Consider the following 25,822-nt stretch of genomic DNA (forward strand, 5'->3'; position numbering starts at 1 on the left):
CCATGCTCGCGATATAACGCGAGCGTGGAACAAGGTCGCGAGCGAGGTGGTGGTGCAGTGGCGACGCCGGCGGGTTCCTCGCGCCATCGACAAAACTGCGGATGCGGTTGCGCAACTGGACCTTCAAGTTCCGTCCTGCTCTCTGGCTGATGATGAAGCTGACCGACTGGTTTGCGACCGCTATCGAAATGCCTGATTACCAGCCGGTTTCCGGCGGCGGTATGCGGGTAATCAACCGGCATGAGGACTGAACTCGATCCGGAATTCAGCGAGGAGACGGCGCAACCGATCGACTGGTCGGTGGCGGACAAAGTTCTGACCGAAGCCGAAACCTCGTGGTTGGCAACCGTACGGCCGACGGGGCGACCGCATGTGACGCCGCTGATCACGGTCTGGCTCGACGGTGCGATTCACTTCACCGCTGGTCCCCGCGAACGAAAGACTCGAAACCTTCGCGAGAACTCGAAAGTCGTCGTCACCACCGGCAACAACACCCTGAGCGACGGCCTCGACGTCGTCGTCGAGGGCGATGCGATCCGGACAACCGATCAGGACACACTGCGGCGAATTGCCGAGGCCTATCTGGGCAAGTACGGCGAGACCTGGCGTTTCTCGGTCGGCGACGGCGTGCTGATCGACCCGAGCGGCCGGAACGACGGTTGGGTCTTCGCGGTCACGCCGCGGGTCGCCTTCGCTTTCGGGAAAGTTCCGTACAGCCAGACACGCTACGAATTCCGCGAACAATCCTGAGCGAGCTGGCGCAGCCGAACTCGTTTGGCGACAGCCTTCGGATTCTGCGAGTCGAAGTCGAGAACGCGCGCCCAGTCCGGTGCGACACCGATCCGGGCCATCCGTGGATAACGAGACCTGACGTCGGCTTCGAACGTTCGCCACTGGTCGCGCTGGAGCAACCGCCTGGCGCCGAGAAGATATTCGTCGGGGATCCCGTCGACGAGGCTGATCTGCGCTCTGCCGCGGACCAGCAGCATGTCCCGCTCCTTGGGGGACTCCAGGCTCAGCGCTATGTCGGGGTTGGCGCGCATCGCCGCGACCTTCGCAGAATCGGGATCGGCACAGACGACGAACTCCGTGCCCGTCCAGTGAAAGCCGACCGGCAGCACCCGCGGTGACTGGTCCAGCGCGGTATACGCCAGCCGCGCGGGAATCGGGGCTGCCAGGAGCGCTCGGGCCGCGGATTCTTCGAGGACTTCGATGACGTCGGCAGGCTGCATTCGGGGGGTGTACCCACGCGGGCGCGCGTCGACACACCGATACGGTGGCGTGGTGACGTTCCCTGTGACCGAACCGCACGAATCGGGAAGTCTGGCCGTCGGCGACGGCAACCTCGTCTACTGGGACGTGCGCGGCAATCCGTACGGCAAGCCGGTGGTCTTGCTGCACGGCGGACCCGGTGGTGGTTGCAAGCCGGGCATGGCGCAGGTCTTCGACCCTGCGCTCTATCGGATCGTCATGCTCGATCAGCGCGGTTGCGGTCGCAGCACACCCCACGCGAGTGACCCCGCGACCGACCTCTCCACCAACACCACCGAGCACCTGATCGCCGACATCGAGCTGTTGCGCGGGCACCTCGGGGTCGCTCGGTGGATGGTGGTCGGGTGGTCATGGGGAACCACGCTCGGGCTGGCATATGCGGAGGCGCACCCCGACCGCGTGACCGAGGTGGTGCTCGCATCCGTCACGACGACCGGGCCCCGCGAGGTCGACTGGATCACGCGGTCTGTCGGGCGATTGTTCCCCGAGGAATGGGCGCGGTTCCGTGCTGCGGTGCCCGCGGCTCTCCGCGACCGGAGCATGGTCGACGCTTACGCCGCCCTGCTCGCCGACCCGGATCCCGCAGTTCGCGATGAGGCTGCCCGAGCGTGGTGCGAGTGGGAGGACAGCCACGTCGGAATCGGCTCGAAGCGTCGACACTTCAAGCAGTTCGACGACCCCGCCTTTCGGTTGTGCTTCGTGCGTTTGACGACGCACTACTGGCGCCACGCAGCTTTCCTCCCGGAGGGTCAGCTGCTTCGGGACGTCACGAAGCTCAACGGAATCCCCGGTGTTCTGATCACCGGACGCCTGGATCTGAGCGGTCCGCCGGACACGGCGTGGGAGCTCGCGCAAGCCTGGCCGGACGCCGAATTGCACCTTGTCGACGACGACGGGCACGGCGGTCCGGGGATCACCGCGCACATGGTTGCCGCAACCAACCGGTTTGCTGCCAATCGCCTGTGAACGATGGTCGTTCGGTAGCCAAATCTGGCATAGTCATACCAGTTGTGCAGGCATTTCACCGTTAGCGCACAGTGCGGGTCGGTAGTAGCGGGTGTTTCGGGATGGTTGTCTTGATTCGAAGGATTTCCGCACCGGCAGTTGCCGGTCTCTTGCTTGCGACGGCCGTGCTCAGCCTGCCCGGCCAGGCCAGCGCAGCGGTCGCCAAATTGGACCTCCTGCAGGGCAACAGCAACGGCTTCGGTGCCAGTTGCACCTACACCCTTACAGCGTGGACGACGTCCAACGTGCCGGTGACATTTGCCGACGCGGCCGGCGCGAGTTTCACGCCGGCCGCGCAGGTCGTGCCAACGGGCGGTAGTGCAACCGTGAACTGGACGCCGAACGCGCCGGGATCCCACCTGCTGACGGCAACGCAGGGCGACAACGTGCAGACGACGCTGGTCGTGGTCGGTACCGGCGTCAACACCGGTAGCACGACCTGCCGGGTGTTCTAGCGCGTCAGGAAACGGGGCTCACACCGAGCGTCACACGTCCGGTGAACTGGGTTTGCTTCGCGCGCGGCAGTGGGTGGAACAGGCTGCCGTGGATGTCGCGGTAGAGCCGCTCGATGTCGCTGTGCCGCGAGAAGCCGAGACCTCCGGTCGCCTCGATCGCAAGCCGGACGGTGTCGATCAGTGCGTCGGCAGCGACGGTCTTCCGGCTCAGGATCCGGCTCGCGTAGGCGTCGGTGTTGGCGAACTGGAGATTGTCGGAATCGGCGAACATGGCGGCGACGAGGTCCTCGGCCGTCGTGTACGCGTTCATCATCTCGCCGACGAGCTGATAGGTGTGCGCCTCTGTCTTGCCGACGACCGCTTTGCGCGCCAATTCGACTGCAGCATCCGCGATTCCCAGGTAGGTAGACATGATCAACGGCATCGCGGCGCCGACGACGATGTTCAGCAATTGCGGCCACGCGTCCGCCGGCCGGATCAGCGATACCGCCGCGTCGGGCACGAAGACGTCCTCGAAAATCACGGTGTGCGAGCCGGTAGCGCGCAGACCCATTGTGTCCCAAGTCGATTCGATTCGGACACCGTCTGCGCGCAACGGGATCGCACAGTGGATGACCTTCGCGCCATCGGGCGCGTCTTCCCAGCGGATGCTCGTCACGACCACGTTGCCGACCTCGCAACCGCTCGCCGGAGCCTTCCGCGCCGACACCCGGTAGCCGCCGTCGACGCGGACGGCACTGCCGTTCGAGACGACCCAGTCGGAAGCGCCCGTGCTGACGAGGACGGCGTGGTCGCCTACCACTTTGCCGAACACCTTCGAGGCGTCCATGCCATGGTTGTGCCGCCAGACCTGGGTGGCAACGAGGTGGGTGTGCATCGCGAGAGACACCGCGGTGGAGGGGTCGTGAGAAGCCAGTTCCCGGAGTACAGCGCCCATCTCGGCATGAGTCGCACCACCGCCGCCGAAGGCGACGGGCACCAATGCGCTGGTGATTCCCGATGTGCGCAGCGTGTCGAACGCCGTGAAGGAGATTTCTCCGGTGCGGTCGCGTTCGGCTGCTTCGGCGTAGAGGGCCGGGCCGATCTCACGGGCGACAGCGGCCCAGTCGGTGGCGGGGAAGGTGGTCTCAGGTTGTGCAAAAGTCGTCATGCATCAACGGTATGAACGGTCGCGACCTGCAGATAGTCTAGAAATTGCACTCAACCGGTACGAAAAATAGACCTAGGGTGCCTAGCGCCGAGGCGGCGTTCGAAGTGAGGTGGCGTTGTGGCGGATGTCAGTTATGGGCAGTATTGTCCGATTTCCCGTGCGCTCGACGTGGTCGGCGAGCGGTGGTCGTTGCTGATCGTTCGCGACTTGATCATCGGGACAACGCGTTTCAACGATTTGGCGCGCGGCCTTCCTGGAATCTCCCGGAGTCTGCTGACGAAGCGGCTTCGGCAGTTCGAGCAGGCGGGTCTCGTCGAACGAACCGGCTCCCACTACGTCCTGACGAAAGCCGGCCAGGCGCTCGAGCCCATCGTCTTCGGTCTCGGCGAGTGGGGAGCTCAGTTCGCGTTCGGCGATCCGGAACCGGCCGAGCTCGACGCGGAATTGCTCGTCTGGTGGATGCACAGCCGCATCGACACGTCGGGGTTGCCCGGCAGGCGCCACGTCGTCCACATTCGGTTCACCGACGACCCGCGTCTGTACTGGGTGGTGGTGGAGGCGGGTGATCCGTCGATCTGCAAGACCGATCCCGGGTACGACACCGACGTCACACTCATCGCGGATGTCGCGGCGCTGTATCAAGTCTGGCTGGGCAAGCTGTCGGTGAACGACGCGCTGCGCGCCGGGAAAATCGAGGTGGTCGGGTCGAGCGCTTTCACGCGGCGCATCTCGTCGATCCTGCAGATGAGCCCGATGGCACCGGCGGTCAGTGCTGCTGTGCGCGCTTAGAGACTGCTTGGTGAGCACCGATCGGGGGTAGGCCTACACCGTGCGGAAACTCATCGTTACCGAGAACGTCACCCTCGACGGCATAGTTTCACCGATCGGCGACTGGTTCGACCCGACGAAATCGGATGAAGAGCTGCTGGCCACCACGAATGCGCACGGTGCGGCAGCCGATGCACTCGTACTCGGCCGGACCACCTACGAGGAGTTCGCAGGCTACTGGCCGGGGCGCGAAGGCGATCCGATCTCGGAGTACCTCGACGGCGTTGCCAAATTCGTCGTGTCGACGTCGTTGGAACAGGCCGACTGGGTGAACACGACGATCGTCTCGAGCCTCGATCCCATCGCCGACCTGAAAGCCGAACAGGGCAAGGACATCACGGTGACCGGCAGCGTCACGTTGGTCGATTCGCTGTTGCGGGCGGGGCTCGTCGACATGGTCCGCCTGTTCGTGTATCCGATCGTGCAAGGCCACGGTCGAACCCTGTTTCCGACAGGACTTGCACCGACGGTGACCTTGCTCGAGACGAAGGCGTTCGAGTCCGGAGTCGCGCTGCTTTCCTACGAGGTCGATTCGTAGGACCTACTTGTAGACCTCGAGCGCTGCGACGATGTCGGCTTCGGTCTTGGCCTTGTCCAATCCGACGGTGTGCAGGGGCCCGGACCCGTCCTCGTCCTCGAGCAGCGCCAGCAGGATGTGTTCGGTTCCAATGTAGTTGTGGCCGAGGCGAAGCGCTTCGCGGAACGTCAGCTGGAGGACCTTCTTGGCGGCGGCGTCGTACGGGACGAGGTCGGGCGCGTCCTCGACGGCGGGCGGCAACGTGACCGCTGCGCGGATCGCGTCGAAGGTAACCCCTTGTCTTGCAATCATTTTGGCGGCGAGCGCATCCGGCTCGGACAGCAATCCGAGGATCAGATGCGCTGTCCCCATCTGCGCGTTGCGCGCGCTCTGTGCCTCGTTGTGTCCGGCCATGACGACGTTGGCCGCCCGCGGTGTGAACCGGCTGAAGCCCTCGTTCGGATCGATGTCGTTCTGGTCTTTGGTGACGAACCGCTTCTGCGCGGCCTGCTTGGTGACGCCCATGCTCTGGCCGATTTCGGTCCACGAGGCCCCGGAGCGCCTGGCTTGGTCTACGAAGTGGCCGATCAGGTGGTCGGCTACCTCGCCGAGATGGTTCGCGGCGATCACGGCGTCGGAGAGTTGATCGAGGACGTCGGTGTGCACCTTCTTGATTGCTTCGATCAGGTCGTCGAGGCGGACGGGGTTCTTCATGCGGGTTGGTTCGGTCATGCGTCAACCATAGGTTGACGCAGCGCAATCGTCAACCATCGGTTGACGAAGATTCGGGAACCGCCCGGCCTGCCGGTACGTTTCCGAATTGTGAGTCAACGAGTAGACCAAGACCCAGCGGCACAGAAACCGGTGCTGCGGCGGCGCGTCGTCGTCCGGCGTCTGGTGTTCACCACCGTCGTCCTGACGATCCTCGCGCTGTTGTTTGCGCTGCCGTGGTGGGCGTTGGTGTATTCGAGCACCGACTGGCCGACGCCGGTCGTCGCGGTCGGCACCCTCGTCTTCGTTGCGATGTTGATCGCTCTGCCGACCTTCATGTTCCTCGGGCACGGCCCCCGTCATCTCGACTGGGCCGCACGCCTCGGCGATGCGCTGCTGGGCGTGGTCTGGGTGCTCTTCGTGTGGACGCTCATCGGTGATCTGCTGCGGCTCGCGCTGCTCATCGGCGGTGTCGACAACCCGGCACGTTCGCGAATCGTCGCGATTTTCACGCTCGTCGCTGTTGTCGTGCTGCTTGCCTGGGGGTTCGTCGAGGCGATGCGAATTCCGCGAGTCGTGCGGCTGGACGTGACAATTCCCCGATTGGGTCGTGACCTCGACGGCACCACGGTTGTTGCGATCACCGACACGCACTACGGCGCGATCGACCGGGCCAAGTGGTCCGCCGGTGTGGTCGAGGCCGTCAACGAGTTGAATGCCGACATCGTCTGCCACGTCGGCGACATCGCTGATGGCACGGTGACCCAACGACGTCTGCAGGCAGAGCCTTTGGCATCTGTTCGTGCGCGGTTGGCGAAGGTCTACGTCACGGGCAATCACGAGTACTTCAGCGAAGCGCAGGGCTGGCTCGACTACATGACCGAGATCGGGTGGGAGTCGCTGCACAACCGGCACGTCGTGGTCGGCAAGGGCGGTTCGGAGTTGGTCATCGCCGGTGTCGACGATGCGACAGCGCGCGGTTCGGGACTCGAGGGCCACGGCGCCAATCTCGCCGAGGCGTTGCGCGGCGCCGACCCCGACTCGCCGATTCTCCTGCTCGCCCACCAGCCCAAGCAGGTCAAGCAAGCCGAAGCAGCGGGCGTCGACCTGCAGCTCGCAGGGCACACCCACGGCGGTCAGATGTGGCCGTTCAACTTCCTCGTGCGCCTGGATCAGCCGGTCGTGCACGGCCTCGCGAAGTTCGGCGAGCGGACCCAGCTCTACACCAGTCGCGGCTCGGGGTTCTGGGGTCCGCCGTTCCGTATCTTCGCACCGAGCGAGATCACGCTGATCACGTTGCGCGCTTCGTAACCTCGTACCAGACGTGGAGCGCGCGCTCGCCTGCGATCGTGCGCGTCTGGCGCAGGTCCAGGCGGTTGGGTAATCCGGTGAAGAGTGCCAGCCCCGTGCCGAGAACGATCGGCGCGATGTGCAGCGCAATCTCGTCGACGAGTCCAGCCGCGAGCAACTGCTGTGCGATGTCCGCGCCGCCGCCCACCGTCGCGTACCGGTCGCCTGCGGACTTCTTGGCTGCCGCGATGGCGTCCTCGATGCCCGTTGTGACGAACCGAATTCGGGGATTCCCCGGCGGTGTCGCCGGCGGCCGGTGAGTGATGACGAAGTGGTCGACGTCGTACGGGGTGTCGTCGAATCCACCCGAGTCCTCGCCGAGGCCGAATGCTCCGCGGCCGAGGACGATCGCACCGGAGATCGCAACGATCTCTTTCACGGCCGCCTGGTCGACGGGGTTCGACTCGTCGAAATACCAGTCGTACAGGCCGGCGTCACTCCCATCGCTGGTCGAAATGAACCCGTCGAGCGACATTGCCATGTCGAGAAGAACTTTGGTCATGCTCTCTTGGTGTCGCCCATCGGCGAAACCGTTACTGTCGGATATGGGCATCGAGTTTTCGAGCGTCGTCGATTCACCCCGCGCGGACGTGTTCGCCTGGCACACGAGGCCAGGCGCCTTCACTCGCCTGTCGCCGCCCTGGCAACCGTTGCGGCTGGTCAGCGAGGCGGATTCGGTCGCTGACGGGCAGGCCGTGCTCGGTATGCCGGCCGGGCTGAGGTGGGTCGCACAGCATCAGGCCGGCGATTACGATCCGCCGGCACGATTCGTGGACACGCTGAGCAGTTCGGGTTTGGCGTCGCTGCCCGCGAAGGCTGTTCTGTCGTGGCGGCATGTGCACGACTTCGAGGAGGTCGACGGCGACAGGACGCGGGTCATCGACCACGTCGAGACGCCGGTTCCCGCGGCGCTGCTCAACTCCACATTCATTTATCGGCACCGCCAGCTCGCCGAAGATCTGGCAGCACACCGCTGGGCCGCGGATCGGGGCATCGGCCCGACGACCGTCGCGATCTCGGGTGCGTCGGGATTTGTCGGCAGTGCTCTCGCGGCGTTCCTGAGCACGGGTGGGCACAGCGTTATCCGACTGGTCCGGCATCCCGCGCGGCACTCGGGCGAACGAACCTGGGATCCGGAGAACCCGGCCCGTGATCTGCTCGACGGCGTGGACGCGGTCGTCCACCTGGCGGGGGCATCCATTGCGGGGCGCTTCACCGACAAGCACAAAGCCGTCATTCGGGACAGCCGCATAGAGCCGACTCGCAGGCTCGCCGCACTCGCTGCGGATTCGTCGGCACGGGTGTTCGTCTCGGCCTCGGCAATCGGGTTCTACGGTGCCGATCGCGGCGACAAGCAGCTCACCGAAACAAGCGCTCGAGGCGAAGGTTTTCTTGCCGACCTCGTCGCGGACTGGGAAGACGCAACCGCTCCGGCGCAACGGGCCGGTATCCGGGTTGCGAACGTGCGCACCGGAATTGTGCAGTCGCCCGGCGGCGGCACGTTGCAGCTCTTGCGCCCGCTGTTCCTCACCGGTCTCGGCGGCAAGTTGGGCGACGGTCAGCAGTGGCTGTCATGGATCGATTTCGACGATCTCCTGGATATCTACCACCGTGCGCTGTTCGACGACGCCATCACCGGACCCGTCAATGCCGTTGCACCCGAGGCTGTTCGAAACATCGACTACACGAAGACCCTTGCGCACGTGCTGAAACGTCCTGCGGTGCTGCCGGTGCCGAGCTTCGGGCCACGGCTCATGCTCGGCAAGGAAGGCGTCGAGGAATTGGCGCTGGCCAATCAGCAGGTCGTCCCAGACGTGCTTTCCGCTGCGGGACACCAGTTCCGGCGGCCGAACCTGGAGGAATCCCTCCGCCACCAGTTGGGCCGTGCGCGTTAGGCGTACACGTAATCCTCGAGCGGGAAGCTGCCTGCCTCGCGATAGGCGTTGATCGTCGACGTCGGCCGCAGAATCGCAGCTTCGCCGTGCTGGTTGAAGTAGTAGCTTCGCGATCCCTCGCAACTACCCGCGTAGAAGACCGAGTCGCCCAGCTTCTCCGTCATCCGATCGAGGAAGTCCGCGTTGGCATTCTCGGTCACCTCGAAGAACTCGGACTTCCGTGACCGCATCTCGCCGAACAGCCGCTTCATGTGCTTCATCTGCGTCTCGATGGTCGTGAAGTACGACAACCCGCTGTAGGAGTACGGGCTCGAGAGCGTGAGAAAGTTCGGGAACTGCGGAACCGCGAGGCCCTCATAGGCCTGGAAGCGATTGTCGCGCCACCACTTTCCGAGGTTGCGGCCTTCCCGACCGATGATCTCGATCGCTGGGAAGTTGACGTCCCAGAGGTTGAACCCGGTCGCGAGGATCAGTGTGTCGATCTCGGTCTTGTGGCCGTCGGCGGTCACGATCCCGTCGGCCTCGATGCGTGTGATCGAGTTGGTCTCGAGGTGCACGTGCTTCTTGTTGAACGTCGGGTAGTACTCGTTCGAGAAGGTCGGGCGCTTGCAGCCGAAGCTGTAGTGCGGGGTCAGTTTGCGCCGGGTTTCGGGGTCGCGAACCTGTGCGCGCAGGTGCGCCGCGGCGAGCACCGCCGCACCGGAGTTGAGGGCCTTGGCCTGCTTGTAGTGCAGGACCGCGCTGACCATCATCGTTTCGAGCAGCCCGGTATTGACGAGGCGCGCGGCCTTCTGCGCCGTCGGAACGCGTGCGAACAGCTTCTGTACTGGGCCGGGAATCGGCGTATCGACCTTCGGGACGACCCAGATCGGCGTGCGCTGGTAGACCGTCAGCGCGGAGACCTTCTTCGCGACCTCCGGAATGAGCTGAACCGCAGTCGCGCCGGTCCCGATGATCGCGGCTTTGCGATCGGTGAGGTCGTACGAGTCGTCCCACGCTGTCGTGTGGATTATCTTGCCTGCGAACGTGTCGATTCCGGGAATGTCGGGACTGTGCGGCTGGGAAAGAAATCCGGTCGCGGTGAGCAGGTAGCGGGCGCTGATCGAGCCCTCACCTGCGACGTTGACGACCCAGAAGCCGGACTCCTCGTCCCAGCGTGCGCCTTCGACGACCTTGCCGAAACGCATGTGACGCCGCAGATCGTACTTGTCGGCGACGTGCTCGGCGTAGCGCTTGAGTTCCCGCCCCGGCGCGAACAAACGCGACCAGTACGGGTTGGGTTCGAATGAGTACGAGTACGTGACCGACGCGATGTCGACTGCCAGACCGGGATACCGGTTCACGTGCCAGGTGCCGCCGAGATCGTCTTCACGCTCCAGGATCGCGATGTTGTTCAGGCCGAGTTCTTTGAGCTGGATGGCTGCGCCCATCCCGCCGAAACCTGCGCCGACTACTACAGCATCGAATTGCGGTGCCGCCATGGAACCTCCTGAGTAGAACGCGTCCCGAATGACACGTCATTAACTGACACGGTATTCCGTTTTGGAACACGCTATCATTGCCGGGTGACCAAGCCAATAACTCGTGCTGAACGCAAGCGCGAGGAGCTGCGGCGCGAGATCATCGACGCCGCCTTCGAGCGGTTCGCCGAAAGCGGTTACCACGCAACCGGAATCGCTGATATCGCAACGCATCTGGGGATCGGCCACGGCACGTTCTATCGCTATTTCGAGAACAAGCGCGACATCATCGACCACGTTGTCGACGACGTCATCGGCCGGATCATGACAGCCCTGTCGGCGGAGAACGCACCCGACGCACCGACGTCGCTCGCGGAGTACCGTGCGCAGGTCGGGCGGGTTTCCGATGCTTTGACGGCCATCCTGCTCGATGATCCACGAGTCCCGCAGTTGTTGCTCTTCGAAGCGACGGGAATCGATGTCGAGCTCACGGACCGCCTGTACGGCCTGCTCGACATGGCCGATGCGATGACGGTCGAGTACTTCCGGCACGGCGTCGAAGCAGGCTACCTACGTACGGACCTCGACGTTGTGAATTCTGCGCGGGCCCTCACCGGAATGATGATGGCGAACATCATCCACGGCATTCGAAACTCGGATCCGGCCGCGATTCGCGCTCTGAACCTAGCCACTCAGCGGCTGATGTTCGACGGGATCAGCGCGGACTAGCGGCGATGTAATCCGTTACGCCTTGGCGGCGCAAGATCGGACGTCCGATTGCGGGTGCCCAACTGACAGCAGGATCGTGCAGGATCTGCGGATTCGTGAGGACGATGGTCTTGCCGCGCTGAATTATGGTGAATTCGCCTGCGGCCATGACGTTTCGTACCCAGTCTGCTTCCTTGCCCCACGCGAGTCCGATGTTGTAGACGTCATCCTTCTTGACGACCGCGATCGGCGTCTTGTACTCGCGTCGGGACTTGCGGCCGACGTGCGTCAATTCGGCCCAGATCGGAAGGTGCCGGGACAGCGGAAGTGCGATCTTGTTGAACGCTTTCGCGCCGCGTGGGAGGCGCTTGCGGGTGGGTGCAGTCATAGCGATGCTCCTGAGCGTGAATTATTGAGTTCACACTCAGGATATACGCGGTGGAGTCTGCGTGGCTACGGCCGAATTGCGCGAATCAGCGGTCCGCACTCGGCCTGCTCGTCCCGCTTGCTCGTCCCCGCCTGTTCGTCCCCGCTTCCTACCCCGCCGCACCCCCTTTCGGGACACGCACCGAATTTTGGGCCGGAATTTCGGTGCGTGTCCCGAAAGTCGGTGCGGCGGGGGCGTTGGCTGGCGGGGGCGTCGGCTGGCTGGGGTGTTGGTTGGCCAGGGTCTTGGTTAGGCGGCTCGCTCAAGCGGCAGAGTCCAACTTCCCCGCCATTGGACATCCCGCGCCGAAGACGCTGATCCCCCGGCCTCCGTCGAGGTAGGGCACACCTTCGGTGTAGCCCGTGCCGCGACGCTCGCCGAGCATGCGGACTGCCAAGCGGTAGTGGGTCTTTCGCCATCGCAGCAGCACAGCTTCGAAACGCTCCATGCTCGCGGTGAGCAGGGCGTCGAGCTCCGGATCGAGGACGCCCGCCGTACGAGCCGCAGCCAACGCGCTCGAGACGGTGGGTTGGTCCGCAAGTACTCGCGCACGCACCGGGGGCACCGAGTGATAGGCCGGTGAATCGAGACGCGGTGCGTCGGGCCGCCGGCACAGGCTCTCCATGAGCTTGTAGTGGCGAGACTGAATTGCGCTCGCTCCGTCGGTGAATTCGCGGAAGGTCAGGAAGGCTTCCGTGCGCATCGTGGCGACGATCGAGAACAGCAGGCCCGCTTCACCCATCGCGCGTTCTGCTTCCGCGAGCACCAGTGCGGCGGCTCCTGCCCGACCGCGCTGGATCGCCGATATCGCCGCCGACAGCTGAACCGCGACCATCGCGAACGTCGACTCGTAGGCCTGCAGCACTCGCATGAACATGTACTCGTCGTGGACGAGACTCACCGGCAGTGCACTGAGGTCGAGGGTGAGGCGTTCGCTGGGTGTCGTGTCGGACGCGATCGCGGCGCACACCTGACGGGCGACTTCGATCGGATCGCCGCTCGTTGGCTCGACTTCCACACCCATGCGCGCGAGCGCCGGTCGCATGGCGCGCACCCCGAGGCGGCAGCGCTTCGCGGTGATCCGTGCGTCCGGTGCGATCTCGGGAAGCCAGGTCGCGCCGTCGGCGACTTCGATTTCGAATCGCAGGAGGTCCGCAACGAGGAGAACGAAGAGACGGTCGTGCTGGAGCGCGGCCTGGTTCGGACAGCCGGCACGGTAGCCAGTCCCAGGCAGCGGCAACTGCTCGAACGCCAGGTAGCTGGGATTGTCGAAACGGTTGTCCCACTTGTCGAGGGCGGTGCTCAGGAATGTGGCGAGCCGCTGGCCGGCGCTGTCGACCGGAGTTCCCAAGGTTGCGCGGGCTCGGTCCAACGAAGCGAGCAGGTTCGGCGGCACGAAATGTTTTCCGACGCTGTGAACTCTGTCGAGCACCGCGTCGTATGGAAACGTGACGGGATCTGGTCGGCGGAGCCAGGCGGCGAGTTCGTGCATGGGATAAATGGTCTGCCTGCTGCGCGCGGCGCGTTACCCCCCACAGGGGTGACTCATGCCCACTCCACGGTTAGACCGCAGCCACCTGATGCTGGGTTGGTGCGGCAGCGGCTTCAGGTGCCGAGGCCGGAATCGCGCCGAGGACGAACAGCAGTTCGTCGATCGCCATGGGCCTGCCGCAGTGGTATCCCTGCGCGACAGGGCAGCCGTACTCCCGCAGAACTGCGAACGTGTCAGCATTCTCGACGCCCTCGGCGACGGTCGTTAGGTTGAGGGTCACCGCGAGGTCGATCACGGCTCGCACGATTGCCGCGGCGCGCTGATCACCGGTGATCGGGACGACGAAGGAACGGTCGAGTTTCACCGTGTCGATCGGCAGCTCACGAAGGTACGAGAGCGCCGAGTATCCGGTGCCGAAGTCATCGATAGCGATCTGGACGCCGAGGCTGTGCAACTCGTCGAGCACCTTGCCTGCCCGGTCCATGTTGCCGAGCAGGAAGTCTTCGGTGATCTCGACGTGAATGGCGCTCGGCGACAAGCCGCGTCGCGCAAGTTCGTCGGCGATGCGTGCGGGCAGGTCGAGGTCACCGAGGCTCGGCGGAAACAGGTTGACGGCGACCGGGATCGCACAACCCAGCTCGTGCCACCGTGCCGCGTCGTCGAGTGCCTGATCGAGTACGACCGCGGTCATCCGGTGCATCAAGCCGTTCTGCTGCACGATCGGCAGGAATTGATTGGGAAAGAGCAGTCCGCGTTCGGGGTGCTCCCAGCGAACGAGCGCTTCGACCGCGACGATCGCTCCGGTGCGGATATCGACCTGGGGTTGGTAGTGGACCGACAGCGACCGCTCGGTGATGGCGGACCGGAGTTGTTCCAGTAGCCGCATGCCGTCGCGGGTGTTGTCCCGTCCCGACGGGTCGATGACTCCCGGGATGTAGACGTGAATCGCCGCGTCGTGTCGTTTCGCGCGGTACATGGCGATATCGGCGTGCCGCAGCAGGGTTCCGATGTCGACTCCGTGAACCGGGCTCAGTGCGATACCGACGCTCGCGCCGATCTGGACGTGGAGGCCCTCCAGCTGTACGGGCTCGAAAAGGACCTCCTGGACTCGCTCGGCTGCACCGCGCGCTTCGCGCTCGTCGGCATTCGGAATCAGGATCGCGAACTCGTCGCCGCCGAGCCTGACGAGTACGTCGTCCTCGCGCAGCGCTCTGCGCAGTCGGGTCGCTATCACCCGTAGGAGGTCGTCCCCCGCGGCATGCCCGAGCGAGTCGTTGACGTCCTTGAAGTGGTCGAGGTCGAGGAGCAGCAGTGCGGCGGTCGGGAAGTCTTCGTCCTCCGAAATAGGTGTATATACAAGTTTGCCGGCGTGCTCGTAGAACCCGCGCCGATTCGGCAAGCCCGTGAGGTCGTCCGTTCGCGCCAATTGCGCGTGCTCGCCCGCGCGGCGGATCTCGTGGAAGGCGAGTGCGAGCCGACCCATGGACGCGATGATCGTCGCGGCGGCGAGATACCACGCTGCGGGGGTGATCTGGAAGTAGTTGTCGAGCACGGACATCGATACCGCGACACCGGTCGCCACCAACGGCGCTGCGAGTGGTGGCGTGCGCTGTGTGTAGTCGATGACCGGGTGCCACGTACGCGAGGGCGCCAGGGCGGTGACTGCGACCGCGAGAATGAATGCCGCATCGACGTAATCGCCGGAGCGGTACCCGCCGGTCGGGGCCTCGATGAGATACAGCGAGTCGGCCAGAGCCGCGAGCGCGAGTCCGAGCCCCATCCACCAGAGGCCTGCGGGTGGGCGCCACCGGAACAACGCGCATGCGGTGAGGACCGCGGCGAGCAGGACGACGTCGAGAACGGGATATGCGAGGTTGACTACGATCGCCGCGAACGATCCGCCGAGTTGCGCGAGGACCGCCGGGAAAATCAGCGCCGTCGTCACCGTTGCCGTGCCGAGGCCGACGAGGAGCGCGTCCAGGGCGAGGCTGAGCGTGAACCGCCGCAGGCGAGCGCGGACGATCAGCAACAAGCTCACGAAGACGCAGAGGTAGAAGCCGAGCCAGAAGCCGTCTGCGATCGTCGGGTATGGCTCCGGGTGCAGTGGCCTCACAAACCATGACCAGTACGTGTTCGCGATCGCCTGGCAGAGCAGTCCGAGTGCAAGGATCCGCCAGGCAGCTCGGTCGAACGCAGCACGCGGTGTCCGGACCAGACAGAGGACGGCGCAGGCGGCGAACGCCAGGTTCTGCCAGACGCCGTCGATCAGCCAGGAGTAGTCACGCGAATTGCGCAGCGGGGGCAGCGTCGTCACAAGGAAGGAGCCGATGACGACCAGCAGGGCACCCTGGGCCGAGGCGCGTCGTCGCGTGAGTGCCGCCATCACAAACCTGGCGCGGCGATAGGATTTCGCCCGAGTTTCCGCATGGCCGCCTCAATATCAATGCCGATTTCCGCATTCTCGCACGGTTAATCGAATATTGACTAGGCCAGAGCCGCGAGTGCCTGACGGCTCAGCTCGATAACTCGAGGGCGTCATCCAACGTGGCCGCCCACTGACGGGCAATCTTCCTGCGCCGGACCGAGTCGTCTGTGAGGACATCGGCAAGGCCGAGGCCGCGTGCCATATCGAGAGTTGCCTGGACAAGGGTGTGTGCGACCGGGTCGGAATCGTTCACGCCGAGCGCCTCGACGGTGATCCGGTGGACCGCCCGGCCGAAGCGGGCCTCCAACGGCACGATCTGCTCGCGCAGGACCGGATCTGCGGCAGCCTGCACCCACACCTGTAGTGCGGCCTTGAAGAACGGACCGGCGAAGGACTCGACCAGCGAGACAACGATCGCCTCGGTCCGGTGTGTGCCCGGCTCGATGCCGTCGAGCGTCTCGGATTCCTTGAGCGCCGTGACGATCCGCAGATCGAACATGAACTCGAGCGCTGCGAGGATCAGGTCTTCGCGGGTCGGGAAATGGTGCTGGGCGGCGCCGCGTGAGACTCCGGCCCGCTCGGCGACCACAGAAACCGTCGCCGTGGACCAGCCCATTTCGGCAAGGCAATCGATCGTCGCCTCGAGCAGGCGCTGGCGAGTGGCGCGACTGCGGTCCTGCTTCGGTTCACGCACCGATGTCACGCCACTCACCGTCCTTTCCTACAGCTAGCGCCTACTGGGCCCAGCTCGGCTGTCGCCGTTGCAAGAAGGCCATCATGCCTTCACGAACCTCATCGGTACCGAAGAAGCTCGCCGACCGTGCCGCAAGCTCGTCGGCCGACCGATCGAATTCTGCCAACATCGCCGCGGTGACCAGCCGCTTGCTCTCGGCGAGACCCTGCGGCGAACCCTTGCGGAGGTCGTCGCGCACTTTCGCAAGCTCGGCCTGCGGGTCGTCGACGGCGATCGTGACGAGCCCGACGTGCGCTGCCTCCGCGGCGTCGAACTTCTCGCCGGTGAGGTAGTACCGACTCGCAGCGCGTGAGCTCAGTCGTGGCAGCAGCGTCAACGAGATCATGAAGGGGGCGAGCCCCAGCCGAACTTCGGTGAGCGCGAACGAGCTACCGCTGCCGGCGATCACGATGTCACACGCCGCAACGATGCCCATGCCGCCCGCCCGCACGTTCCCATCGATCACGGCGACGACAGGCTTCGGGACCTCGATGAGCTGCCGCAGCAATGTCAGCATCGCGCGGGTCCGATCATCGGCTGCGACTGCCGGATCGGCGTTGCTCGCTTCGCTCAGATCTGCGCCCGCGCAGAACGTATTGCCTGCGTGTGTCAGCACGATCCCGCGAACAGCAGGATCACCGGCGGCCTGCTCGAGCCCCTCGACCAACTCACGAACGAGCTTCGACGACAGCGCGTTGCGATTGTGCGGCGAGTCGAGCGTGAGCGTCGCGAAACCGCTGTCGACGTCGTAGCGAACGTAGCGGTCTGCCATCAGTACGACTTGCCCAAGCCGAGAGTGTGCTGCGCGACGAAGTTCAGCACCATCTCGCGGCTGACCGGTGCAATCCGGCCGATGCGCGCGGCCGCCAGCATCGACGCGAGGCCGTACTCCTTCGTGAGTCCGGCGCCGCCGTGCGTCTGGATTGCTTGGTCCAGCGCCTTGATGCTCGCCTCGGCGGCTGCGTACTTCGCCATGTTCGCAGCTTCGGCGGCCCCGAATTCGTCGCCGCTGTCGTAGAGGTGCGCTGCCTTCTGCATCATAAGTTTCGCCAGCTCGAGCTCGATCTTCACCTGTGCCAGCGGGTGCGAAATTCCTTGGTGCGCACCGATCGTGGTCTTCCATACTGTGCGCTCGTTGGCGTACTCGACGGCGCGGGCGATCGCGTATCGGCCCATGCCGACGGCCATGGCCGCGCCGAGGATGCGTTCGGGGTTCAGTCCCGCGAACAGCTGTGCGATGGCAGCGTCTTCCTGACCGACCAGCGCATCGGCCGGGAGCCGGACGTCGTCGAAGAACAACGAGAACTGATGATCCGGCTCGATGATGTCCATCTCTTGCTGCGTCTTGACGAGGCCCTCGGCGTCGGTCGGCATGATGAACAGCGCCGGCTTGAGCTTACCGGTCTTCGAGTCTTCGGTGCGCGATACGACCAGAATCGCCTCGGCCTGGTCGACACCCGAGATGTAGTGCTTCTGACCGCGGATGATCCAGTCTTCGCCGTCACGGCGCGCAGTCGTCGTGATCTGATGCGAGTTCGAGCCGGCATCCGGTTCGGTGATCGCGAAGACCATCTTGGTGGACCCGTCGGCCAGGCGTGGCAGCCACTTTTCCTTCTGCGCGTCTGTGCCGTACTTCGTGATGATGGTGCCGCAGATTGCCGGTGAGACGACGACGAGCAGGAGGCCTGCGCCGTTGGCTGCCATCTCTTCCTGGACCAGAGCGAGCTCGTAGATGCCTGCGCCGCCGCCGCCGTACTCCTCGGGCAGGTTGACGCCGAGGAAGCCGAGCTTGCCCGCCTCGTCCCACAGTTCGCTCAGCGCTTCGCCGGCGCGAGCCTTCGGCAGCACGTAGTCGCGGTAGTTGTACTTCTCCGTGAGGCCGGCAACCGCTGCGCGCAGTTCCTTCTGCTCTTCGGTCTCGATGAAGCTCATTCCTTCTCCTCTGCCTCTACTACTGCCAGTACGGCTCCGACATCGACCTGTTGGCCGACTGCGACGTTCAATTCGGTGAGCACGCCCGCGGCGGGAGCGGCGATTTTGTGCTCCATCTTCATGGCCTCGAGCCACAGGATCGGCTGGCCGAGTTCGACGGTGTCGCCCGCTGCGGCACCGAGTCGGATGACCGTTCCCGGCATCGGGGCGAGCAGGGAGCCCGCTGCCACCTGCTCGGTCGGGTCGATGAAGCGCGGCAACCGCCGCACGGCCACCGGACCCAGCGGCGAGTCGATGCTGACGAGGTCGCCGTAGCGCGCGACCTCGAACCGCCTGCGGACTCCGTCGACGTCGGCAATCACGACATCGGGAGTTGCCTCGACAACCTGGAGACCAGGTAGCCCGTCGACCTCGATACCTGTCCGAGTGTTGCGGTACTTGACCTCGTGGGTTCCCGACGTCCGGCTCTCGTAGGACTTGGTCTGCGCCTGGGCCGGCAGGTTGCGCCAACCACTGGGTAGTCCGCCGCCGACGCTGGCTTTCCGGCGATTTGCCGCGGCGTCCGCAAGTGCGGCGACCGCGATCGACACCGTCTCGTCTGCGTCGGATACCAACGGCGCCGAGAGCTTGTCGAGGCCGTGGGTATCGAAGAAGGCGGTATCGGTGTCGCCCGCGAGGAAGGCGGGATGGCGCAGTACCCGCACCAGGAGGGCACGGTTGGTGACGAGTCCGTGGATCTTGCCTCGCTGCAAGGCGGTAGCAAGCAGGTGCGCCGCATCGGAGCGTGATTCGCCGTAGGAGATGACCTTCGCGAGCATCGGGTCGTAGTGGACCCCGACGACCGAACCGTCGACGACGCCGGTGTCCAGCCTCACGCCGGGTCGGTCGAGCAAGTCGAATTCCGTGACGGTTCCGGGGATCTCGATGCGGTGGACAGTGCCGCTCTGCGGCTGCCAATCCTGGGCGGGGTCTTCGGCGTACAACCGGACCTCGATCGAGTGACCACGTTTCGCGGGCTGCTCGACCGGCAGCGGCAGACCTGCCGCGACCTGCAATTGCAACCGGACAAGGTCGAGACCCGTTGTGCACTCGGTGACCGGATGCTCCACCTGCAGGCGCGTGTTCATCTCGAGGAAGAAGAAGTCGCCCTTCTCGTCGGCGAGAAATTCGACGGTGCCCGCGCCTTCGTAGCCGATCGCCTCGGAGGCCAGACGTGCTGCGTCGAACAGGCGGTCGCGCATGCCGTCGATCTTTTCCACGAGCGGTGACGGCGCTTCTTCGACCACCTTCTGGTGCCGACGCTGGATCGAGCACTCGCGCTCGCCGACCGACCACACAGTGCCGTGCGTGTCGGCCATCACCTGAACCTCGATGTGGCGCCCGGTCTCCAGGTAACGCTCGCAGAAGACCGTGGGGTCGCCGAACGCAGATTCGGCTTCGCGCCGCGCACCGGCGATCTGGTCCTGCAGTTCGTCGAGCGCGCGGACGATCCGCATGCCGCGCCCGCCTCCGCCCGCAGACGCTTTGATGAGGACCGGCAGGTCCGCGGCGGTGACCTGAGCGGGATCGAGTTCGGCGAGAACGGGCACACCGGCCGCGTCCATCATCTTCTTGGACTCGACCTTGCTACCCATCTGCTCGATCGCCTTGACAGGCGGACCGATCCAGGTCAGACCGGCATCGAGCACCGCTTTCGCGAAATCGGCGTTCTCCGAGAGAAAGCCGTAACCGGGGTGAATCGCGTCGGCTCCGGCGGCCTTGGCTGCCGCAATGACGAGGTCGCCGCGCAGGTAGGTCTCGCCGGGTGTGTTGCCCGGGAGGCGAATAGCGGCGTCCGCTTCTGCGACGTGCGGTGAATCCGCGTCGGCGTCGGAAAACACTGCGACGGTGCTGATGCCCATCTTGCGGCAGGTCGCGAAGACGCGGCGGGCAATTTCGCCGCGGTTGGCGACGAGGACTGATGTGATCACGATTGGGTCCTATCGATCATCGCAGCGAGTACCGGAGCGCCGCGACGAACGGAGATCGGACACATACGTGTCAATGCAATACAGCTCATCATCCCTCTCACATCCTGAAGACGCCGAAGCGTTCGGCGCCCTTGATCGGTTCGGTCGCAATGGCTGACAAGCACATTCCGAGAACGGTGCGGGTATCACGGGGATCGATGACGCCGTCGTCGTAGAGCATTCCCGACATGAACATAGGCAGCGATTCCTTCTCGATCTGCTGCTCGACCATCGCGCGCATGCCGGCGTCGGCCTGCTCGTCCCAGGCCTGACCGCGGGCTTCGGCGGCAGCCTTCGCGACGATCGAGATGACTCCCGCCAACTGTGCGCCGCCCATGACTGCGGACTTCGCGCTAGGCCAGGTGAACATGAAGCGCGGGTTGTACGCCCGACCCGACATACCGTACGCACCCGCGCCGTAGGACGCGCCCATGACCAGAGAAATATGCGGCACAGTCGAATTGGCGACGGCGTTGATCATCAGCGAGCCGTGCTTGATGATGCCGCCCTGCTCGTACTCCTTGCCGACCATGTAGCCGGTCGTGTTGTGCAGGAACAGCAGTGGGGTGTCGTACCGGTTTGCCAGCTGAATGAACTGCGTTGCCTTCTGCGCCTCTTCGGAGAACAGGACACCGCGTGCGTTGGCAAGGATGCCGACCGGGTAGCCGTGCAGTTCAGCCCATCCGGTGACGAGGCTGCCGCCGTACAGCGGCTTGAACTCGTCGAAATCCGAACCGTCGACGATGCGGGCGACGACCTCGCGGGGATCGAACGGAACCTTCAGATCCGAAGGCACGATGCCGAGCAGATCGTCCTGGCTGTAGAGCGGATCGATGACCTCGGCGCGCGGCGCGGGTCCGCGTTTACGCCAGTTGAGGCGCCGGACGATCGATCGACCGATCCGGATCGCATCCTGCTCGTCCTGTGCGAAGTAGTCGGCAAGACCCGACTTGCGTGCGTGCATTTCTGCGCCGCCGAGGGATTCGTCGTCGGACTCTTCGCCGGTCGCCATCTTCACCAGCGGCGGTCCGCCGAGGAACACCTTCGACCGTTCCTTGATCATCACGACGTGATCCGACATGCCGGGGATGTATGCGCCGCCGGCCGTCGAGTTGCCGAAAACCAGTGCGATCGTGGGGATTCCGGCAGCCGATGCCCGCGTGAGATCGCGGAACATCTGCCCGCCTGGGACGAAGACTTCCTTCTGCGTCGGCAGGTCGGCACCGCCGGACTCGACGAGCGAAATCACCGGCAGGTGGTTCTCACGGACGATATCGTTGATACGCAACGTCTTTCGCAGTGTCCACGGGTTCGACGTGCCGCCCTTGACCGTCGGGTCCGGAGCCACGATCATGCATTCGACACCTTCGACTATGCCGATACCTGCGATGTTCGACGCACCGACCTGAAACTGGCTGCCGTAGGCGGCAAGCGGGCACAGTTCGAGGAAGGGCGAGTCCTCGTCGATGAGGAGTTCGATCCGCTCGCGGGCAGTCAGCTTGCCGCGCTTGCGATGCCGGGCCACCTTGTCCGGTCCGCCGCCGGCGATGGCCTTGGCGAGCTCCGTCTCGACCTCCGCGAGCTTGGCTGTCATGGCCTCCGCAGCAGCGGCGTAGTCCGCGGAGTTCGGGTCGAGGGTTGTTCGCAGAATGCTCACTGGTACCCCAACAGTTTCGAGGCCAGCATTGTCATGATTTCGTCTGTGCCGCCGCCGATTCCGATGATCCGGAAGTCGCGGTAGATGCGCTCGACCTCGGATTCCCGCATGTAGCCCATACCGCCGAAAAGCTGGACGGCTTCGTTGACCACCCAGGCGCCGTTCTCGACGGCAGTGTTCTTGGCGAAGCACACCTCGGTGATGAGGTTGGTCTCGCCCGCTTCGGCTCGCTCGACCAGCGCACGGGTGTAGACACGCGCGACGTCCACCTTGCGCTGCATCTCCGCGAGCTTCATCTGGACGTGCTGGCGGCTGATCAGTGGCCGGCCGAAGGTCTGCCGGTCGCGGCACCACGCCACGGCGAGGTCGAGTGCGCGCTGTGCGTGCCCGTACGCGAGCACCGCCAGCCCGATGCGTTCCGACATGAATGCCGCTGCGATCTGGGCGAACCCGCTGTTCTCGGCTCCGACGAGGTTCTCGACCGGGACACGGACGTCGACGTAGGACAGCTCGGCGGTGTCGGACGCGAGCCAGCCCATCTTGTCGAGCTTGCGCGAGACCGTGAAGCCGGGAGTGTTCTTGTCGACGACAAGCAGTGAGACGCCGCCTGCGCCAGGGCCGCCGGTCCGTACGGCAGTGGTTACGAAGTCGGCGCGCACACCGGAGGTGATGAAGGTCTTCGAGCCGTTGACGATGTAGTGGTCACCGTCGCGCTTGGCCGTCGTCGTGATGTTGTTGACGTCCGAACCGCCGCCGGGCTCGGTGATCGCGAGCGAGCCGATCATGTCGCCTGCGAGCGTCGGCTTTACATAGCGGTCGATGAGATCCTGATTGCCCGACGCGATGATGTGCGGAACAGCGATCGCACAGGTGAACAGCGATGCCCAGAGGCCACCGGAGACTCCGGCGTAGAGAGCCTCTTCGACGAGCGTGCACTCGTCGACGCGTGTGCCACCCGAGCCGCCGACCGATTCCGGGAAGGCAAGCCCGAGCAGGCCCAGCTGACCGGCCTTCTTGTGCAGTTCGCGTGGCAGTTCGCCTTCGCGCTCCCACTGATCGAGGTCGGGAAGAATCTCGCGTTCGACGAATCCGCGAACGGTGGCGCGCAGCGCTTTCCGCTCGTCATCTGTCCAAATGCTCAAGGGAGTAGCTCCTCTGGAATTTCGATGAACCGGGACCGCAGCCACTCCGCGAGTCCCTTTGCCTGTGGATCGAATCGGGCTTGGTATGCCACGCCCTTGCCGAGCAGTCCTTCGATGACGAAGTTGATCGCCCGAAGGTTGGGCAGAACGTGCCGCTGCACCGTGAGCGGCGCAGCCTCCGGCAGTAGCCGTTGCAGCTCGTCGGTGGTCAATGTGTTGACGAGCCAACGCCATTGGTCGTCGGTTCGTACCCAGACGCCGATGTTCGCGTTGCCACCCTTGTCCCCGCTGCGAGCGAGGGCGATCGTGCCCAGAGGTACCCGGCGGGTTGCACCAGCCGGCAGAGGTTCCGGTAGTTCCGGCTCGTCGACGGCTGCCAACGGCAGGGTCTCCGACGCCGGTGCGATGTCGAGTCGACTGCCGTCGGCGAGCGCTGCAATGTGCGGCACCTTGTCGGCGTCGACGTAACCGGCGGTGAAGATCCCGTACGGCGAACCGTTGCCGGGCAACGACGTGAAGCTGCACCCCGGGTAGCTCGCGAGTGCCAACTCGACGGCGACGCTCGAGAACGACCGTCCGACCTTGTTCGGGTCCGAATCGCGGACCACGCAGCGCAGCAGCGCGCTGGCCTGCTCCTCGGTCTCGGCGTCCGGTCGATCCAAACGCGCCAGCGTCCAATCGATTTCGGCCGGACGCACGGTGAGCCACGATTCGAGCTGCTTCTGCGCCAGCTCGGCCTTGGCCTCGATGTCGAGGCCGGTGAGGATGAACTCCATCTCGTTGCGGAAACCGCCGAGCGTGTTCAGGGAGACCTTCAACTGCGGGGGCGGCGCTTCGCCGACGACCCCGCTGATCAGTACGCGGTCTGTGCCGTCCGAGCTGAGCGCGATCGTGTCCAGGCGGGTCGTCACGTCGGGTCCGGCGTAGCGGGCGCTCTGAATCTCGTACATCAGCTGCGCCTCGACAGTGTCGACAGTGACTGCGCCGCCGGTGTTCTCGTGCTTGGTGATGACGCTGGAACCGTCCCGGCGGATCTCCGCGATCGGAAATCCGGGTCGGGTGAGGTCGGCGATCTCTGTGAAGAAGGAGTAGTTGCCGCCGGTCGCCTGGGTGCTGCACTCGATGACGTGGCCTGCGACGACAGCACCGGCTAGCTCGTTGTAATCGGTTCGTCCCCAACCGAAATGGGCGGCGGCAGGACCGACGATCACCGACGCATCGGTGACACGTCCGGTCACGACGACGTCCGCGCCGGCATTGAGGCACTCCACGATTCCCCACGCGCCGAGGTAGGCGTTGGCCGCCAGCGGGGTACCCAGGTTGAATTCGGCAGCGCGCGCGGAGATGTTGTCGCCCTCGACGTGTGCGATCTTTGCGGTGACTCCGAGCTTCTCGGCAACCTCGCGCAGCTTGGTCGCCAAGCCGGCGGGATTGAGGCCGCCCGCATTGACGACGACTTGAACGTTGCGGTCGAGCGCGAGTCCCAGGCAATCTTCCATCTGGCGCACAAAGGTTTTGGCGTAGCCGAGGTTGGGGTCCTTCATGAGGTCGCGACCGAGGATGAGCATTGTGAGCTCGGCGAGGTAGTCGCCGGTCAGGACATCGAGTTCCCCACCTTCGAGCATCTCGCGGACCGCGCTGATGCGGTCGCCGTAGAAACCGGAACAGTTGCCGATCCGGATCACGTTCGGATCGGTTGCAAGTGCCGTCATGAGTTCAGTGCTCCCGCGAACTGTCCCGGGGTGCGGCCCGTTCCGGGCGCTCCCGCGAACGATTGAGCGATGGTGAGCCAGTGCTGGGCGTCGGGACCGACGGCCTTCACGGCGAGGTCGTCGAGATGTCGTCGTTGCGTGACGAGAAGCGCGAAATCGAGCGCCGGACCGGCCACCCGTTGCGTGGCGTCGTCGGGCCCCCAGGTCCACACCGACCCGTCCGGGGCTTCGAGTTCGACGCGGAACTCCTCGCTCGGCGGTGGCTGCTGGTGGACGCCGTAGGCGAAGTTACGGGCCCGGATGCCGATGTGGGCGACATGCTTGATGCGCGCGGTCGGCGTGCGGGTCACACCGAGGGTGTCGGCAACGTCCTGGCCGTGTGCCCACGTCTCCATGATTCGGGCGGTGGCCATCGAGCCCGCTGCCATCGGCGGACCGAACCAGTCGAGTTTGCGGCCCGGTGCGACGGCGCAGAGGGCTTCGAGAATCTGCGCTCGACCCGAGCGCCAGCGTGCGAGAAGAACGTCGGCCGGAAGGCCGGCGAGCTCTTCTGCGCCCTCGTCGACGAACGTCGTCGGCTTGGTCCACGCCTCCTTGACGACCTCGGCAAACGCGACCGGATCATTGGCCGACAGGGTCGCAACCGCGTCCGTCCAGAGCAGGTGCGCGATCTGATGCGCGATCGTCCAACCGTCCGCGGGAGTGAGCGTCGCCCACCGGTCCGCAGGTAGATCGGCAACCAGCCGATCGAGGTCATCGCCTTCCGCTGCGAGGTCGTCGAGTATCGGTCCGAGCTCCGCCACAGTGCTTCTCCCTACGTCGTTGGCGACGAGTCTCGCACCGGTTCGAGAAAAAAGCAATCATGCGTGCTTGTTAAATATATACGAGCCCGCCGAGTGTGCATCTGCTGTCGCATCGCCCGAGTGGAGGCGGCGAAAGGTG

The 25,822-nt window shown here is 64.9% G+C and carries 25 protein-coding genes; 9 read left to right on the top strand and 16 right to left on the bottom strand.

Annotated elements, in window-relative coordinates:
• Positions 1–101: 101 nt before the first annotated feature.
• Together JGU72_RS17675 and JGU72_RS17680 are read left to right on the top strand one after the other, a co-directional pair.
• Positions 102–251, top strand: a complete 150-nt coding sequence (locus JGU72_RS17675; protein WP_199685230.1) for a hypothetical protein — start codon at positions 102–104, stop codon at positions 249–251.
• On the top strand, positions 241–750 hold the full coding sequence (locus JGU72_RS17680; protein WP_199685231.1) for a pyridoxamine 5'-phosphate oxidase family protein: 510 nt from the start codon (positions 241–243) through the stop codon (positions 748–750). The genes JGU72_RS17675 and JGU72_RS17680 overlap by 11 nt, the downstream gene beginning before the upstream one ends.
• Here JGU72_RS17680 and JGU72_RS17685 read toward each other — a convergent pair.
• Positions 726–1,232 (bottom strand): pyridoxamine 5'-phosphate oxidase family protein, encoded by a 507-nt coding sequence (locus tag JGU72_RS17685; RefSeq protein ID WP_199685232.1) that lies wholly within the window; start codon positions 1,230–1,232, stop codon positions 726–728. The two genes, JGU72_RS17680 and JGU72_RS17685, sit on opposite strands and share 25 nt — an antisense overlap.
• 52 nt (positions 1,233–1,284) lie before the next feature.
• On the opposite strand from JGU72_RS17685, the gene pip reads away from it, so the two are divergent.
• The gene (gene pip / locus JGU72_RS17690; RefSeq protein WP_307828493.1) at positions 1,285–2,238 is read left to right on the top strand and encodes a prolyl aminopeptidase; all 954 of its coding nucleotides are present in this window, start codon (positions 1,285–1,287) and stop codon (positions 2,236–2,238) included.
• Positions 2,239–2,339: 101 nt separating this feature from the next.
• Positions 2,340–2,732 (top strand): hypothetical protein, encoded by a 393-nt coding sequence (locus JGU72_RS17695; protein WP_199685234.1) that lies wholly within the window; start codon positions 2,340–2,342, stop codon positions 2,730–2,732.
• 4 nt (positions 2,733–2,736) lie between these two features.
• Here the strand turns inward: JGU72_RS17695 and JGU72_RS17700 are convergent, their stop codons facing one another.
• A complete protein-coding gene (locus JGU72_RS17700) occupies positions 2,737–3,882 on the bottom strand; it encodes an acyl-CoA dehydrogenase family protein (RefSeq protein ID WP_199685235.1) in 1,146 nt (381 codons plus the stop codon).
• A 117-nt stretch (positions 3,883–3,999) separates the two neighbouring features.
• On the opposite strand from JGU72_RS17700, the gene JGU72_RS31270 reads away from it, so the two are divergent.
• Complete coding sequence (locus JGU72_RS31270; protein ID WP_199685236.1) at positions 4,000–4,671, top strand: winged helix-turn-helix transcriptional regulator; 672 nt, start codon at positions 4,000–4,002, stop codon at positions 4,669–4,671.
• A 40-nt stretch (positions 4,672–4,711) separates the two neighbouring features.
• Positions 4,712–5,248: a dihydrofolate reductase family protein gene (locus JGU72_RS17710; RefSeq protein WP_199685237.1), complete on the top strand. Its 537-nt coding sequence runs from the start codon at positions 4,712–4,714 to the stop codon at positions 5,246–5,248.
• Positions 5,249–5,251: 3 nt separating this feature from the next.
• On the opposite strand, the gene JGU72_RS17715 is transcribed toward JGU72_RS17710, so the two are convergent.
• Complete coding sequence (locus tag JGU72_RS17715; RefSeq protein WP_199685238.1) at positions 5,252–5,959, bottom strand: Clp protease N-terminal domain-containing protein; 708 nt, start codon at positions 5,957–5,959, stop codon at positions 5,252–5,254.
• A gap of 90 nt (positions 5,960–6,049) precedes the next feature.
• Here JGU72_RS17715 and JGU72_RS17720 point away from each other — a divergent pair, with 90 nt between their 5' ends.
• Positions 6,050–7,249 (top strand): metallophosphoesterase, encoded by a 1,200-nt coding sequence (locus JGU72_RS17720; protein WP_374101123.1) that lies wholly within the window; start codon positions 6,050–6,052, stop codon positions 7,247–7,249.
• Here JGU72_RS17720 and JGU72_RS17725 read toward each other — a convergent pair.
• Positions 7,230–7,790 (bottom strand): dihydrofolate reductase family protein, encoded by a 561-nt coding sequence (locus JGU72_RS17725; protein WP_199685239.1) that lies wholly within the window; start codon positions 7,788–7,790, stop codon positions 7,230–7,232. The two genes, JGU72_RS17720 and JGU72_RS17725, sit on opposite strands and share 20 nt — an antisense overlap.
• 43 nt (positions 7,791–7,833) lie before the next feature.
• Here JGU72_RS17725 and JGU72_RS17730 point away from each other — a divergent pair, with 43 nt between their 5' ends.
• The gene (locus JGU72_RS17730) at positions 7,834–9,183 is read left to right on the top strand and encodes a TIGR01777 family oxidoreductase (RefSeq protein ID WP_199685240.1); all 1,350 of its coding nucleotides are present in this window, start codon (positions 7,834–7,836) and stop codon (positions 9,181–9,183) included.
• Here the strand turns inward: JGU72_RS17730 and JGU72_RS17735 are convergent.
• Positions 9,180–10,664 carry a flavin-containing monooxygenase gene (locus JGU72_RS17735; RefSeq protein ID WP_199685241.1) on the bottom strand — a complete coding sequence of 495 codons (1,485 nt, stop codon included), beginning with the start codon at positions 10,662–10,664 and terminating at the stop codon, positions 9,180–9,182. The genes JGU72_RS17730 and JGU72_RS17735 overlap by 4 nt on opposite strands.
• 84 nt (positions 10,665–10,748) lie before the next feature.
• Here JGU72_RS17735 and JGU72_RS17740 point away from each other — a divergent pair, with 84 nt between their 5' ends.
• Positions 10,749–11,372 (top strand): TetR/AcrR family transcriptional regulator, encoded by a 624-nt coding sequence (locus JGU72_RS17740; protein ID WP_199685242.1) that lies wholly within the window; start codon positions 10,749–10,751, stop codon positions 11,370–11,372.
• Here the strand turns inward: JGU72_RS17740 and JGU72_RS17745 are convergent.
• From JGU72_RS17745 to JGU72_RS17795, 11 genes are all read right to left on the bottom strand, one after another.
• Positions 11,359–11,739 (bottom strand): nitroreductase family deazaflavin-dependent oxidoreductase, encoded by a 381-nt coding sequence (locus JGU72_RS17745; RefSeq protein ID WP_199685243.1) that lies wholly within the window; start codon positions 11,737–11,739, stop codon positions 11,359–11,361. The two genes, JGU72_RS17740 and JGU72_RS17745, sit on opposite strands and share 14 nt — an antisense overlap.
• A 301-nt stretch (positions 11,740–12,040) precedes the next feature.
• The gene (locus JGU72_RS17750) at positions 12,041–13,270 is read right to left on the bottom strand and encodes a tryptophan 2,3-dioxygenase (RefSeq protein ID WP_199685244.1); all 1,230 of its coding nucleotides are present in this window, start codon (positions 13,268–13,270) and stop codon (positions 12,041–12,043) included.
• 70 nt (positions 13,271–13,340) lie between these two features.
• Positions 13,341–15,653 (bottom strand): putative bifunctional diguanylate cyclase/phosphodiesterase, encoded by a 2,313-nt coding sequence (locus tag JGU72_RS17755; RefSeq protein ID WP_199685245.1) that lies wholly within the window; start codon positions 15,651–15,653, stop codon positions 13,341–13,343.
• 130 nt (positions 15,654–15,783) lie between these two features.
• Positions 15,784–16,398: a TetR/AcrR family transcriptional regulator gene (locus tag JGU72_RS17760; protein WP_199685405.1), complete on the bottom strand. Its 615-nt coding sequence runs from the start codon at positions 16,396–16,398 to the stop codon at positions 15,784–15,786.
• Positions 16,399–16,429: 31 nt separating this feature from the next.
• Positions 16,430–17,200 carry an enoyl-CoA hydratase family protein gene (locus JGU72_RS17765; RefSeq protein WP_199685246.1) on the bottom strand — a complete coding sequence of 257 codons (771 nt, stop codon included), beginning with the start codon at positions 17,198–17,200 and terminating at the stop codon, positions 16,430–16,432.
• The gene (locus JGU72_RS17770) at positions 17,200–18,360 is read right to left on the bottom strand and encodes an acyl-CoA dehydrogenase family protein (protein WP_199685247.1); all 1,161 of its coding nucleotides are present in this window, start codon (positions 18,358–18,360) and stop codon (positions 17,200–17,202) included. The genes JGU72_RS17765 and JGU72_RS17770 overlap by 1 nt, the downstream gene beginning before the upstream one ends.
• A complete protein-coding gene (locus JGU72_RS17775) occupies positions 18,357–20,333 on the bottom strand; it encodes an acetyl/propionyl/methylcrotonyl-CoA carboxylase subunit alpha (protein ID WP_199685406.1) in 1,977 nt (658 codons plus the stop codon). Before JGU72_RS17775 ends, JGU72_RS17770 begins: the two co-directional genes overlap by 4 nt.
• Before the next feature lie 94 nt (positions 20,334–20,427).
• On the bottom strand, positions 20,428–22,026 hold the full coding sequence (locus JGU72_RS17780; protein ID WP_199685248.1) for an acyl-CoA carboxylase subunit beta: 1,599 nt from the start codon (positions 22,024–22,026) through the stop codon (positions 20,428–20,430).
• Entirely contained in the window at positions 22,023–23,168 is a 1,146-nt protein-coding gene (locus tag JGU72_RS17785; RefSeq protein WP_199685249.1) for an acyl-CoA dehydrogenase family protein, read from the bottom strand. Before JGU72_RS17785 ends, JGU72_RS17780 begins: the two co-directional genes overlap by 4 nt.
• A complete protein-coding gene (locus JGU72_RS17790; protein WP_199685250.1) occupies positions 23,165–24,880 on the bottom strand; it encodes an acyclic terpene utilization AtuA family protein in 1,716 nt (571 codons plus the stop codon). The genes JGU72_RS17785 and JGU72_RS17790 overlap by 4 nt, the downstream gene beginning before the upstream one ends.
• On the bottom strand, positions 24,877–25,683 hold the full coding sequence (locus JGU72_RS17795; protein WP_199685251.1) for a TIGR03084 family metal-binding protein: 807 nt from the start codon (positions 25,681–25,683) through the stop codon (positions 24,877–24,879). The genes JGU72_RS17790 and JGU72_RS17795 overlap by 4 nt, the downstream gene beginning before the upstream one ends.
• Positions 25,684–25,822: the final 139 nt, after the last annotated feature.

Origin of the sequence: Antrihabitans auranticaus (assembly GCF_016481275.1) — a bacterium.
In the GTDB taxonomy this organism is placed as follows: Bacteria; Actinomycetota; Actinomycetes; order Mycobacteriales; family Mycobacteriaceae; genus Antrihabitans.

Excerpts from the sequence above, each read along its gene's own strand:
- JGU72_RS17675 (WP_199685230.1), top strand. The coding sequence starts at position 102 with ATGCGGTTGCGCAACTGGACCTTCAAGTTCCGTCCTGCTCTCTGGCTG.
- JGU72_RS17680 (WP_199685231.1), top strand. The coding sequence starts at position 241 with ATGAGGACTGAACTCGATCCGGAATTCAGCGAGGAGACGGCGCAACCG.
- JGU72_RS17685 (WP_199685232.1), bottom strand. The coding sequence starts at position 1,232 with ATGCAGCCTGCCGACGTCATCGAAGTCCTCGAAGAATCCGCGGCCCGA.
- JGU72_RS17695 (WP_199685234.1), top strand. The coding sequence starts at position 2,340 with ATGGTTGTCTTGATTCGAAGGATTTCCGCACCGGCAGTTGCCGGTCTC.
- JGU72_RS17700 (WP_199685235.1), bottom strand. The coding sequence starts at position 3,882 with ATGACGACTTTTGCACAACCTGAGACCACCTTCCCCGCCACCGACTGG.
- JGU72_RS17715 (WP_199685238.1), bottom strand. The coding sequence starts at position 5,959 with ATGACCGAACCAACCCGCATGAAGAACCCCGTCCGCCTCGACGACCTG.
- JGU72_RS17725 (WP_199685239.1), bottom strand. The coding sequence starts at position 7,790 with ATGACCAAAGTTCTTCTCGACATGGCAATGTCGCTCGACGGGTTCATT.
- JGU72_RS17730 (WP_199685240.1), top strand. The coding sequence starts at position 7,834 with ATGGGCATCGAGTTTTCGAGCGTCGTCGATTCACCCCGCGCGGACGTG.
- JGU72_RS17735 (WP_199685241.1), bottom strand. The coding sequence starts at position 10,664 with ATGGCGGCACCGCAATTCGATGCTGTAGTAGTCGGCGCAGGTTTCGGC.
- JGU72_RS17745 (WP_199685243.1), bottom strand. The coding sequence starts at position 11,739 with ATGACTGCACCCACCCGCAAGCGCCTCCCACGCGGCGCGAAAGCGTTC.
- JGU72_RS17750 (WP_199685244.1), bottom strand. The coding sequence starts at position 13,270 with ATGCACGAACTCGCCGCCTGGCTCCGCCGACCAGATCCCGTCACGTTT.
- JGU72_RS17755 (WP_199685245.1), bottom strand. The coding sequence starts at position 15,653 with ATGGCGGCACTCACGCGACGACGCGCCTCGGCCCAGGGTGCCCTGCTG.
- JGU72_RS17765 (WP_199685246.1), bottom strand. The coding sequence starts at position 17,200 with ATGGCAGACCGCTACGTTCGCTACGACGTCGACAGCGGTTTCGCGACG.
- JGU72_RS17770 (WP_199685247.1), bottom strand. The coding sequence starts at position 18,360 with ATGAGCTTCATCGAGACCGAAGAGCAGAAGGAACTGCGCGCAGCGGTT.
- JGU72_RS17790 (WP_199685250.1), bottom strand. The coding sequence starts at position 24,880 with ATGACGGCACTTGCAACCGATCCGAACGTGATCCGGATCGGCAACTGT.